We start from the raw sequence: 11,751 nt of genomic DNA on the forward strand, positions 1-11,751 counted from the left end.
GTCCATGAGCCAGCCGCTCGATCCCGCGGCCGCCGTAAGGTACGGCGAATTCGTCATCGACGCGTACGCGATGTATCAGGGGAATCAATCAAGCCTGACTCCCGCGCCGATCGTGCCTGCTGGCTGGGCGCTCGTCGCCTGGATCCAAATGTCCGATTTCGTGCTGTTCAATTCGACGCCGAAATTTTACGGCTACATCGCGCGCAACGCGAACAGTCCCGATCAGCACCTCATCGTGATCCGCGGCACCGTCGGCTGGGTCGAATGGATAGACGACTGTTCGATTCTCAAGGTTCCTTTCGCGCAGGCGCCGGGCGCGGGCCGAGTCGCCTACGGATTCGACAAGATCTACTCGACCATGAACGTAGTGCCGAAGACGTCGACGCTCGCCAAGACCCTCGCCGTGTCGCCGTCTCAAACCTTGACCGGCTCCTTCGGCGAGCAGGTCGACCAGCTCGTGGCCGCGCGTCCGCGAAGCGCTGCTCTCCCTCCCGACGCAGTCGAGCCGCCACCCTCGCTCGTCGTCACGGGTCACAGCCTCGGCGCCGCCCTGTGCACGCTCTACGTCATGGAGCACGCCGCGAAGAAACAGGCCGGCGCGCCGACGATCTGCACGTTCGCGTCGCCGCGCGTCGGCGACTCCGTCTTCGTCGCCGCGTTCAATGCGCTCGCTTTGACCTCGTGGAGAATCGTCAACGTCCAAGATTTGGTCCCAGGCCTGCCTCCTCCGCTCCTGGGCTATGCGCACGTCGACTGCGAGACGGCCAAAGATTCTAACGGGCTGGTGCAGTGGACTCCGACGTGCTGGCACGTGATGGAAACCTACCTGGCCCTCCTGGACGGTTCCCTGAAGCCCGGCTCCGATTGCGCGCTCAGCGCTCAAGATCTCGCATCGGTTCGGTCGCAATAGTCAAATGCGCATTTCAAAACGTCGGTACTGGTACCGTGAGCAACCTCGAAAGACTTCGCTCCTTTTCGTTCCCGGGAGTCGCCTCGAGGTCTTTTTGCGCGCAATCGCTATGATAGGTCTACGAAAGTCACTGGCAAACAATGCGAAATCGTGTACGTGTGGTTGACGACGTCATCCGGATTGTCTTGCTTGCCTTGGGAGCCTTGATTCTGCTCCTGGCTACAGTTTCGTATGTTCAGTTCTGTTACCAAGAGATCACGGGATCCGGTCAAGTTATTATCGACCCTCTTTCGGTCGTCAATGACGAGGGAACGCGTAACGACACCCTCGGCACAGCTCTTGCACAGATGCTGCAGTCAGACCTCGAATCCCGTGCAAGTGAATTCCAAGCCGCTCAGAAGGAATTGGCGCTGACCGCGCCGCCAGATTCGCCAGTCGCAACAGGATCCTCGTCCATGCCCTCGCGCGCGGAGGTCGTCGGAAACGTGCGAGGTTGGACTCCCGATGTGCCGCTGAAAATGTCCCTCCTCAGAAGGATCAACACCGGCCTACTCCAGCCCATAGACATGAAGCTCTCGGTCGCGGGCATGGACGTCGGCGGAATCTTGCCCTGGCTCCAGAGGTTACTGACCAGCAGGCGTACCTTGCATTTTACTCTTTATTCGCACGCGGACGAAACGGAGGTCTTCGGTTCAATCGCTGCGTTAGGAGTCGACGGTCCAGGGATTAGGCTTCTCGTACACGGCGAAGACGGAAAAGCCCCTTCATCGAGAGTCGTTGTGGATCGACTGGCTTATGAGATTTTTCGACAGAAGCTAGCGAGCGATGCACCCACGGGAAAGGTCGATCTGCTGAAGCCAGAGGAGTTTGTCAGCCTGGCCAGCGCGATCGTCAAAGCCGGAGACGCAAACCGAGAGTCTGTCGGCGGACGTCCAGTGAAAGATGATTTCCTCGAAATACTTCCTGATGTCACAAAGCTTTGTGACGCGGTCCCGAGATGGACGGAACTTGCGTACTTTGCGGGCTGGATTGCCGACAAGGGCTCCGACCCCGGTACGGCCATACAGTTCTATAAACAGGTCCTCAGTCAAACCGATGCCGTGCAGAGTCCCGACCTTTACAAGTACCTCAGTTCCCATGTCGCGGAGCTTGAAGCGGCCGTTGCCCCAAGTGGATCGGCGGTTCCCGAGAAGGCAAACTGGTCGGTTGACTATACACCCTATGTGCGAGAGATTCGCGACAGCGGACAGGAGGGAAGCGTCGTAGGCCAGGCTTTGGCGACCGCGATGGAAATGCAAATCAAACGAAGTCTTCATAAGGACGTCGAAATAAGCCCGCGCTACATCTACTACGCAGCGAGGCTGGTTGAGGGTACCGTAAATCTGGATAGCGGGGCGCGGATCGCGGATGCCGTCGATGCACTTGCAAAGCAGGGAGCAGTCGAAGAAGCCGTATGGCCCTACAAGGCAGGAGAGTACGCGGCAACTCCTCCGGACGCCGTCAGCACCGCCGCAAGATGGCGGCTCATCCAACCTAAGTCCCTGAAGGGACTGGACGCAATCATAAAGGCCTTGAGAGACGACGGTCCCGTGGTCGTGGGCATCGCGATGTACCAGGAAAGCATGTCGGCCCAAGCCGCCAAGACCGGAGTAATCCCGCTCCCTCAAAAGTCCTCATCCGCGATCGGCGGTCACGCGATTGTGCTCGTCGCATACGATGATCAAAGGAAGGAATTCAAGTTCGTCAACGATTGGGGACAGAGCTGGGGCGACAAAGGTTACGGGTATCTATCCGAGGACTACATCCAAGAGTATTCGTCCGATGCCTGGATCTTCAAGCATGTAGTGCGGCAATCCACGTAGTCTACGCCTGGTTCGAACGAATGACCCGTAAGCCGGCGAGCCCGACGTCGACGCCAGGCGCTCCGCGAGCGGGCGCTTCAGTCGGACGGAAACCGTCCGTAGCCGCTCGCGTCGTCGCGAACGCACCGCTTGAGGATCGGATCGCAGCGGAAGCCCGGCTTGCAGCCGCCCGTGACCGCGTAGCACGTGCAGCAAGGCTTTCCGTCCTTGCCGATGACCCCGAAGCCGCGGCACGGCTTGTCCGCGATGCGCGTGCCGTGAAGCCCGTTCTTGTAGTTCGGCGCGCACGAGCCGCGGCTCGGCACGGGAGTGGCTCTCCGCAGCATCGGACCGGCCGACGCAAGCCTCGCGAACGTAGGAACGCCCTTCGACACCGCGTCTATCTGCGGTCCCTTGGCGCTTTGCGCGTGCTGCGCGCAACTTCCAAGCGCGATCGAAGCCGCAATCATGAGCGCGGTCTTGGCCGCTCGAATGTCCATCATGCACCTCCGCGTCGACGGATCAATAGGTATAGGACGATTCTTGCAGGTGCTGCGCGTCGGCGGTGAAGCCCCAACGCTCGGTGCAGCCCGCCGACGAATCGGTCAGGAATCGCATCCACACGCCCCTCGTCTGATTGAACCCCGCCAGGATGAACGCGTCGTAATCCCCCCAGTAGCCCCGCTCGTCCGAACAGACCGGCGCGTTCTGGATGATGTCTATCGGGAAAATGAAGGCGTTGCCGTTCGCCAAGTACCCGAGCGTGGTTCGCGAAACGTTGGTCGAACTCTCCGAGCCCCAGTGATAGTCCCATGACGCCTGCCACGTCGGCGCAAAACCGATCGTCCCCACGAATGCGGTCACGTCCGGATCGTAGACGTCGATGGCGGAGTTTCCAGGCCCCTGTCCTTGGAACTTCCAACCGGGAACGTCGTTGCAGGACGACAAATCGGCGCTGCACGCGGTCGCTTCCACATAGAGATGACCGGTCGAGTCGTAGGTCGTGTACAGAAGTCGAATCGCGTCGTCGCCGCCGGGCGACGAGGATCCGATGTCGTAGCCGAACTGCTGCGCCGTCCTCACGGTGAGTTCCGAGCCGAGGAGCGTCGTACCGAAGCGGACATCAGGATAGAGCGCCGATACGCCGCTGACCCTCACGGGGTTCGCATTCCATGACCCGTTGACGTAACGGTTCATGTAGACGTAGTACAGCTGGTTGCCGTTCGGGTCCGTCCCCCCGACTTCTTGGGCGGCGACGTACAACGCGCCGTCCGGACCCGGGCGCAACAGCGGATGCGACGCGGCCACGAGGTTCGGAAACGGCGCGGGCAACATCTGAAACGACCCGTTCTCGTTCGGGCTTCGCCACACGTCGATCTGTCCGGTCGCCACGTCGGTGTACGAGGCGTATACGGCGCCTTCGGAATCGGATGCCATGCTGCCGCCGTCGTAGAAGTTGCCGAGCGGGGAATCCGGCACGTCCGGGACGTTCGTCTTGTTCGTCAGGCATTGATAGTTCGCGAACGTCTTGCCTCCGTCCACCGACTTCGCCAGGCAAGCGCCGCCGATGTACGATTCCCGCCCGTCGCCGTAGTAGAAGTAGCCGCGTATGCCGCCTTTGGGAAACTTGGCGCGCGGTACCGCGAGGTTCGACATGAAGACCACGCTGTATCGTGCGCGCGACGTCGTGACCGCCGGATCCCCCCACAGCACGGACCACTGGGACGGCGGCGCGACCTTGCCGCCGTAGCTCCAGCTGCCTCCCTGATCGTCGGAGTACGACCAGCCCATGAGCGACGCGCCTCGGTGGACCGTTCTGTCCGACGACGTATACGCGATATATTGTTGCTCGTTCGTCTCGTCGTTGTACGCGACGACGATCCGCGCGGTCTTTCCGTCGTAGGCGACCGTGGCATCCGTCTCGGTCTGCGTCCCCGCGGCGGTCTCTTTCGTACCGGTCACTTTGCCGCCCGTCGAACAGGCCGCCAATACCAGCACGAGGACTCCGACGATCGCGCTCGATAGGATTGAGCTGCGGTTCAAACCATGCATTCGACGCCCTCCGATTGGCTCGCTTGTTCACGCCGTGCGGCCGATTGCTCGATTCGCGCCCCGTCGAAGCGTCGAGGGCGCGGCGCGATGCCGTCACGTCGGCGACGTTTCGCCGCGAGCCGACTCTACGAGACGCGCCGTATCGTCCAGAAATCGTCGGAGAGGTCGGCCTCGGTCAGGTACGGGTACGGGAACGTGAAGTATCCTTTCATGCCCCACGTGTCCGCCCACGAGTTTCGGATGATGAACGTCTGGCTTGCGTCGTCGTAGCCGACCGCCATGACGGCGTGTCCGCCCTCGACCTTCTCGCCCGGTTTCGGCAACGAACCGACGCCGGACGCCGCCATCGCCGGCGACATGAAGCGCTCGTAAACGGTGAAGCCGAAGACGAACGGAAATCCCGCCGCAAGGCATCCCTTCATTTGCGACAACGTTTGGGCGACGCGCATGTATGCGATCGCGCGCGTCTTCAACGCGTCGGCGTAGGCGGCGGGCGACGGCTTGTGGGTGAAATCGCCTATGACGTAGGGGCAGTCGGCTTCGGGCGGCGCCCCTAGCTTCGCCACGGACTTGACGCCGTCGCGAATCTGCGCTCCGCTGTCAGACCCGATCGTCCCTTCGATCGCCCGTTCGTTGTAGTAGATGAACAAGCGCGACGGCACGGGCGTCTTCGGATTGGCGGCGAGTTCGTCGAATTGCAATGCAGCGGCTATCGCGTTCGCGGTGCAACTGCCGAGTTGGCCCTGATCGTAGACCGGAGGGCACTTCGATCTCAAGTCGACCCTCGGCGGCAACGCGGCAAGCGTCTCCGGTGCGGCCGCGAACATGACGTCGCGACTGTCGGGAAGGTCGCGGACCCAACCGAGCCGCTTGTCCGTCTTGACGTGGAGCGGATCGTTCGGTACGAGGTTCGGACGCGGGGCAACGGTCGCCATGGCCTTTCCTCCGAATCAAATATGCTTGCGCGTCGACGATCGCGCGCGAGCCGAACCCGCCGACGAGGCGTTTCGCGCGGGCGCCGCGCCGATCGCCCGCTCGCGAGACCGGAAGCTGGGCCGCCGATCCGCGACTCGAGCGCATCGTCGCCGACGCTTGGTCGGCGCCAACCGGAGAACGCGCGCGAGGTCGGCCACTCTGTCGTCGGCCAACCTCGTCAATTCTAGGGATGCTCTGATCAATCAGACGAAAAAGTTGGTTTTTCAGGAGTAACGACCGAAGTGAGCGTGGGGATCCGGTCGGTTTGGGAAGGCTCGCGATGCGTCCTGGTACGGTTCAGGAGCCGATCAGGTCGTTGATTTTCGCGACGACCTTGTCGACGACGAGGTTCGGCACGCGCGATTTCCGGGCGGCCTTGCGCGCCTGCCAATCGAGCGACGAGACCTGATCGACCTGCACGACGCCGACGACGCCGGGCGCGCCGCGCACCTCGACCTCGAACGGATATCCCTTGACGCGGCTCGTGATCGGGCAGCACACGCACAGGCCGACGAGGGCGTTGTATTCCGCGTCGGACAAGACGAGGGCGGGCCGACGGCCCGCCTGTTCCCTGCCTGACTGCGGATCGAAGTCGATGTCGATGACGTCTCCGCGCTCGGGCACATATCGCTGCCCGGCTCTCACCACGCTTCGCGTCCGACGCGCTTGCCGAACGGCTCTTTCTCGTCGGGCATGTTCTCCGGCGTGATCATCGCGAGCATCTTCCGCAAGCGCGCGCGGCGGCCGGAATTGGGGGTGATGACGAGCAGTCCGTCCTCGACCGCCAGGTCGACGCGCGAGTCTTCCTTGATCCCGAGATCCTCGGACAGAGCCTTGGGGATTCGCACCGCCAGGCTGTTGCCCCAGGTCTGCACCGTCGATTTCATTGTGACTCCCTCCGTATCTACATTGACGATACCAGAAGGCCACACCGCCCGTCAAGCCGTCCGCGCCGCGAGCCGGGACGTTGGCCTGGGATCGCCGTTTCTGTGATAGGCGGCTCATGACAAACGAGCCGCGATTCGCCAAGACCACGCGCCGCGCGCGCTTTCTCGCCGAAATGGATCATGTGATCCCTTGGGAGCGGATTTGCAGGATCGTCCGGCGCCATTATCCGTCCGGCACCGGCGCCGGCCGGCCGCCGATCGGCCTCGAGCGCATGTTGCGGGTCTACTTCCTGCAGCACTGGTACGACCTGAGCGATCCGGCGGTCGAGGAGGCGCTCCACGACATCCCGGCGTTGCGCGCGTTCGTCGGCATCGATCTCGAGCGCGAGCGCGTGCCGGACGAGACGACGGTCTGCAAGTTTCGTCATCTCCTGGAAAGGCACCGGCTCGGCGAACGCATCTTCAAGGCGGTGAACTCGCATCTGTCGCGCGCCGGACTGAAGGTCGGCAACGGCACGATCGTCGACGCGACGATCATCCACGCGCCGAGTTCGACCAAGAACAAGGACAAGACGCGCGACCCCGAGATGCATCAGACGAAAAAGGGCAACCAGTGGTACTTCGGCATGAAGGCGCACGTCGGCGTCGACAGCAAGACCGGACTGGTCCACTCGGTCGTCGCGACGCCGGCGAACGTCCACGACAGCAGGCCGCTGCCGGATCTCCTCCATGGAAATGAGACGCGCGTCTGGGGCGATTCGGCCTATCAAGGTCAGCGCTCGGCGATCGTCCGGCGCGCGCCGCGCGCCTTGGATTTCACCAACAGGCGCGCCGCACCTAGCCGTCCGCTGAGCGCCGCGCAAAGGTCAGTCAACAAGACCAAGTCGCGCGTGCGATCGAAAGTCGAGCACGGCTTCAACATCGTCAAACGGCTCTGGGGCTTCGCGAAAGTCCGCTACCGCGGCATCGCCAAGAACGCGAACCGCCTCTTCGTCGCGTTCGGACTCGCCAATCTCTTCGTCGCGCGCAACAAGCTCTTGCGACTGCAGCGGGGGTAGTCCGTCTCGAATTCGAGTTCAGGTCCTCTCCGGGCGCACCGGCGGCCCTAAAGCGGACGAAAAACATCGGAGGCACGCCACTTCGGCCCATGCTCTTCGGAAATCAATTTCTCGTCTGATTGATCAGAGCATCCCTAGGACACGAAAGGGGCGCGATACACCGGGGGATTCACCAGTCTTTGGTTCCTTCGGAGCGTCGCCGATCGCGGCCACGACTTGACCCGCGGCGGCCGGGCCGCGCATCACCCGCAGCAGACGCGCGCCTCGAGCTACTTTTGTGGGGACTAGCCCGACCGACGCGGCCGCGGCTTTTCTTCGTAGCGCAGCGTCGATCTCGCGCATCGGGCGATTTCGCACGATCGCCGCTGGCTAAGGCCTTGATTCTGCAGGGCCCTCACCGCTTCTCTGCGCGCTGAGGGCCCCAGGAGTTTTTTCTTAGCACTTCCCGCATCGCTTCGTTCTCGGACGTCAAGCGAGAGACGACGCGTCTTAGGGCGGCGTTGTCCTCCTCCAGTCGACGGACATGAACGATCTCGCCGCCGCTCAGGCCGCGATATCTCCTCCTCCACGCTCCAATCGTGTTCGGGTGCACGCCGTGTCGACGCGCCGCTTCGACGGCCGTCATCCCGCCAGCGATGTCGGCGAGCACGCTTAATATCTGCTGCTGGGTTCGCCGCGTCTTGATGATTTTTCCATCCGGGAGAAGAGTGACAATCACGATGCGGTTTGGCTCAACCTGCGCCGAAACTTTAGCTTGACTCTACGCTCAAGCGCTTCGACGTGCCCCAGGGAGACTACGAGCGTTAGGGGATTCGGCATATGAGCAGCCGCGTTGCTCCACGGAGGGCCCGCCCGACGATGCCGTCGAAATCGTCTGGCACCGTTCGAGGACGCACGGCCCCCACCGGCGACAGTGCGATCCGCTTGCGCCGGAATCCGTCAGTGCGCTCAAGCCACATTGGGAGTCATGGTCATGTTGCGTCGCGTAATTTTGGCACTCTGCCTCACCGCCGTCGCCGGATGCGCTTCGCACGCCAGCACCGGCGTCGTTCCTCCGGCGCCTTCACGACCCGCGCAAGGCGTGGAGCCCGACTCCGTCACTTTCTCGACTCACCAAATCCCGGACGTCTATCGAATGGCGCCCGGCCACGACGGAAACGTTTGGTTCATCGGCGACCCCTCGAAGATGCCGATGACGTTCGGGCGCATCAACCCGCAGACTTGGCAAGTCGACGTGGCAACGCTGCCGACGAATCCACGGGCGATCACCCCCAATCCGGACGGCAACATGTACGTTGCGGCCGACGGGTGCAACCTATACCAGGTGCATCCGGACATGACGTTCACGACCTTTCAGTACAGCTGCTCGAATTCCAACATCGGAAAAAATATCGTTACCGGTTATGACGGGCGCATCTGGATCGTCGACGGATCCAACGTCATAACGCGCGTGTCGACGGCCGGTCAGGCGTCGACGCTGCAGATGCCCGATTTGATGTTTTCGATCATGCGCGGCAATTCGACCGGCCGCGCCATGTTCGCGCAGGGCTTCAACGAGCAAGACGGCTCGTACACGTACTATCGCATCGCCCCCGACGACAGCGTCACCTCGGCGCAGGTGTACATGGGGCTGACCACGGTCGGACACGACGGCATGATTTGGGGATTCGCAGCGGCCACGTCGCGGAACACGCCCCAGTTCATGGTACGCATGGCCGACGATCTGACGTTCACGCAGTTCCCCGTATCGAACAAGGTCACGGCGGTCAAGGTGCTTCCGCACGCGAACTTCATGCTTATGCCAGCTCCGGTCGCAACGAAAATCTTCCGATTCAACACGACAAAGGATGTACTCGCGCCGGGTTGGCCCGACGCAGGCGAGATCGAAGACGCGATCATCGGGCCGAACCGCACGCTGTGGCTGACGAACGACGGACTCGACGTCTACGTCGGAACGATCAACTAGTCGTGGACGAGCAGCAGTCCTGACTCCGGCGCTATCTTGTCCATTCCGAGGGTGAACATCGAGAATACGAGCGCGCCGCCGTGCGGAGATGTGTCGCAGCCGCCGAGGTTACCCGGCGCGCACTGAATTTCGTTGTTATAACCGACGACGCGATTGTAGCCGGTGCCGTGGGCAGGAAACCACGTCGATTGAACGGTGATTGCGCTCGTCGATTCGTTCAGGCATACCGCCATATAGTTCGCGGAGACCGATGACGAGAAGGCCGAGCTGATCGGCACGGCGTCGAAGTAGGCGTCGTCGAACTCGTTGCAGACGACTCCGGCCGCCGTCCCCTTGAAGTCGGTATTCCCGGTACACGTACCTGAAATCAACAGATCCACCCAGCCGTGGTCGCCCGCCGCGTCGTGCGCATCGCACCCGTTGCCCATGTGGCCGTCCGTGCTCGCCGACTGGTCGAGCATGGCCGTGAACGCGCTCATGGACTTGTTCGGGCCCGTAACCATGAGGTGCTGATCGGGATACGTGTTCGCGTAGGCAAAATCGTCGTTGTCAATCGACTCGCGATCAATGATGTTCCAGATTCCGCCGTTGTAAGAACCGAAGAGGAGCACGAGCGCGGTGTGGATCGTCCGCTCTTGGTCCTTGATTGCGGCCGTCCAGTTGCCGCTGTGGCAGCTCGAAATGGAGATTTTGCCGCATTCGTAATCGTCGACGAAGGCGAACTGGCCTTGCGCGAATGCCCCCTGGAGCAGCGACATCGTGTTCGCAAAGTGAGGCCATGATCGCGTATCCGGACACAGCGTGGCGGCGAGCCCTCCGGTGCAGCCCGAATGCGGGGGGTTGAAGCCCCAGGCCACTTCCTCGAACTCGCCGTACGCGACGTTGGAGGCCGTAAACGGCGTCGTCGCCAGCTTCATGAAGTTCGAACTCGGCAGGCCCGTCGACAGTCCGTTGAAACCGAAAAGAAACGACCCGGATCCCGGCTCGCTGCCGCCTGTATTGCGGTTCATCGACGTCCAGAATCCGATGCGATCCGCGACCATGGCGGCGTCACCCGTGCCGTCTCCGCCCGCCGGGTACTCCTGAGTCGTGACGGTACTGCTAGAGGCGTTGCACGGATTCGTATTCATGGATGATCCAGGCGCGAGGCCCGTGCACTTGCTCGTCGTGACCAAGCTGGCAATCGTCGTCGGGGACTGATCCGTTTGCCACAGAAACATCCGGTTGAGGCCCTGGTCGGCGCAGCTCGAGCACGTTCCGCGGTAGTACGTCTGCCATGCTGCGCGGTAGGTCGCCGACCCCATGTTCGCAATGTAATCCTGTGGGTACTCCGTCGAACCGCCGTTGGTGCACGTGCCGGTCGTGAAGTAGATGCGATTGGACTTTACGACGCCGCCGCCGGACAGATGGAGTAGCCAGCTTTCCGTCGCACCCGACGTGTTGAGGAGCCATCTTGCCAGCTTGATGCCGGTGTCGAACGGTGCAGTGCACAACGCGCCTTGGCTCGGCAAGGATGACGGCTGAGAGGCGTCGTCGTTGGAATGCACGATGCTTGGATTCGAATAGTGGATTGGGCGCGCATGGCCGGTCGTCAGGGACGTCGTCCCCATGGCCGCCGTCCACGGATAACCGGAGCCGGTTGACGGATCGTTCGCGTCGAGCCAGGACTTGTCGGTCTTGAAATCCCCCTGTTCCTCCAACAGGTCGACGTATTGGTTCATCGTGCCCTGCGATTCGCTGGTCGACCCGTTGTTCGGGTTGCCGTCGAGGGTGAGGATGATCCTTCGGGCGGGTATGCACGTGACGTTGTCGACGCCGACGAGCCCGTTCATCAGCCACGTCGACGGCCCGACCGTGCATGACTGCCCCAGCGTCGGCGTGGAGGTCGGAGCGGGCGACGCGTTGCACGAGACGTTCGTCGGCGGGCCGCACGGATTTCCGCTGCCGGCGTACGGGTCGCGTCCCATGCCTCCCGCGTCCGCCGCGGAGAAGGTGGCGATCAGCAACGTCGCCGTCGCGACGACGAGCGCCCTGCGGGAACCTCGTCGGAAGCTGAGCACCG

10 protein-coding genes are annotated in these 11,751 nt (G+C 62.4%); 4 read left to right on the plus strand and 6 right to left on the minus strand.

What is annotated here, in order from left to right; genetic code table 11:
* Positions 1 to 4: 4 nt before the first annotated feature.
* Both VFO25_08340 and VFO25_08345 read left to right on the plus strand, forming a co-directional pair.
* Positions 5 to 910 (plus strand): lipase family protein, encoded by a 906-nt coding sequence (locus VFO25_08340; protein ID HET9342907.1) that lies wholly within the window; start codon positions 5 to 7, stop codon positions 908 to 910.
* Between the two features lie 158 nt (positions 911 to 1,068).
* Entirely contained in the window at positions 1,069 to 2,772 is a 1,704-nt protein-coding gene (locus VFO25_08345) for a C1 family peptidase (GenBank protein ID HET9342908.1), read from the plus strand.
* 77 nt (positions 2,773 to 2,849) lie between these two features.
* On the opposite strand, the gene VFO25_08350 is transcribed toward VFO25_08345, so the two are convergent.
* The 5 genes from VFO25_08350 to VFO25_08370 all read right to left on the minus strand — a co-directional run bounded on the left by VFO25_08350 (position 2,850) and on the right by VFO25_08370 (position 6,665).
* Entirely contained in the window at positions 2,850 to 3,254 is a 405-nt protein-coding gene (locus VFO25_08350; protein ID HET9342909.1) for a hypothetical protein, read from the minus strand.
* 19 nt (positions 3,255 to 3,273) lie between these two features.
* On the minus strand, positions 3,274 to 4,794 hold the full coding sequence (locus tag VFO25_08355) for a hypothetical protein (GenBank protein HET9342910.1): 1,521 nt from the start codon (positions 4,792 to 4,794) through the stop codon (positions 3,274 to 3,276).
* 134 nt (positions 4,795 to 4,928) lie between these two features.
* The gene (locus VFO25_08360; protein ID HET9342911.1) at positions 4,929 to 5,738 is read right to left on the minus strand and encodes a C1 family peptidase; all 810 of its coding nucleotides are present in this window, start codon (positions 5,736 to 5,738) and stop codon (positions 4,929 to 4,931) included.
* A 337-nt stretch (positions 5,739 to 6,075) separates the two neighbouring features.
* Positions 6,076 to 6,402 carry an endoribonuclease MazF gene (mazF, locus tag VFO25_08365; GenBank protein ID HET9342912.1) on the minus strand — a complete coding sequence of 109 codons (327 nt, stop codon included), beginning with the start codon at positions 6,400 to 6,402 and terminating at the stop codon, positions 6,076 to 6,078.
* 17 nt (positions 6,403 to 6,419) lie between these two features.
* The gene (locus tag VFO25_08370) at positions 6,420 to 6,665 is read right to left on the minus strand and encodes an AbrB/MazE/SpoVT family DNA-binding domain-containing protein (protein HET9342913.1); all 246 of its coding nucleotides are present in this window, start codon (positions 6,663 to 6,665) and stop codon (positions 6,420 to 6,422) included.
* Between the two features lie 116 nt (positions 6,666 to 6,781).
* Here VFO25_08370 and VFO25_08375 point away from each other — a divergent pair, with 116 nt between their 5' ends.
* Complete coding sequence (locus VFO25_08375; GenBank protein HET9342914.1) at positions 6,782 to 7,723, plus strand: IS5 family transposase; 942 nt, start codon at positions 6,782 to 6,784, stop codon at positions 7,721 to 7,723.
* A 1,135-nt stretch (positions 7,724 to 8,858) separates the two neighbouring features.
* Positions 8,859 to 9,689: a hypothetical protein gene (locus VFO25_08380; GenBank protein HET9342915.1), complete on the plus strand. Its 831-nt coding sequence runs from the start codon at positions 8,859 to 8,861 to the stop codon at positions 9,687 to 9,689.
* Here the strand turns inward: VFO25_08380 and VFO25_08385 are convergent.
* On the minus strand, positions 9,686 to 11,749 hold the full coding sequence (locus VFO25_08385) for a hypothetical protein (GenBank protein HET9342916.1): 2,064 nt from the start codon (positions 11,747 to 11,749) through the stop codon (positions 9,686 to 9,688). The two genes, VFO25_08380 and VFO25_08385, sit on opposite strands and share 4 nt — an antisense overlap.
* Positions 11,750 to 11,751: the final 2 nt, after the last annotated feature.

The sequence above is a fragment of the Candidatus Eremiobacteraceae bacterium genome, from assembly GCA_035710745.1.
In the GTDB taxonomy this organism is placed as follows: domain Bacteria; phylum Vulcanimicrobiota; class Vulcanimicrobiia; order Eremiobacterales; family Eremiobacteraceae; genus JANWLL01.

Excerpts from the sequence above, each read along its gene's own strand:
- VFO25_08375 (HET9342914.1), top strand. The coding sequence starts at position 6,782 with ATGACAAACGAGCCGCGATTCGCCAAGACCACGCGCCGCGCGCGCTTT.
- VFO25_08360 (HET9342911.1), bottom strand. The coding sequence starts at position 5,738 with ATGGCGACCGTTGCCCCGCGTCCGAACCTCGTACCGAACGATCCGCTC.
- VFO25_08370 (HET9342913.1), bottom strand. The coding sequence starts at position 6,665 with ATGAAATCGACGGTGCAGACCTGGGGCAACAGCCTGGCGGTGCGAATC.
- VFO25_08350 (HET9342909.1), bottom strand. The coding sequence starts at position 3,254 with ATGATGGACATTCGAGCGGCCAAGACCGCGCTCATGATTGCGGCTTCG.
- VFO25_08340 (HET9342907.1), top strand. The coding sequence starts at position 5 with ATGAGCCAGCCGCTCGATCCCGCGGCCGCCGTAAGGTACGGCGAATTC.
- VFO25_08380 (HET9342915.1), top strand. The coding sequence starts at position 8,859 with ATGGCGCCCGGCCACGACGGAAACGTTTGGTTCATCGGCGACCCCTCG.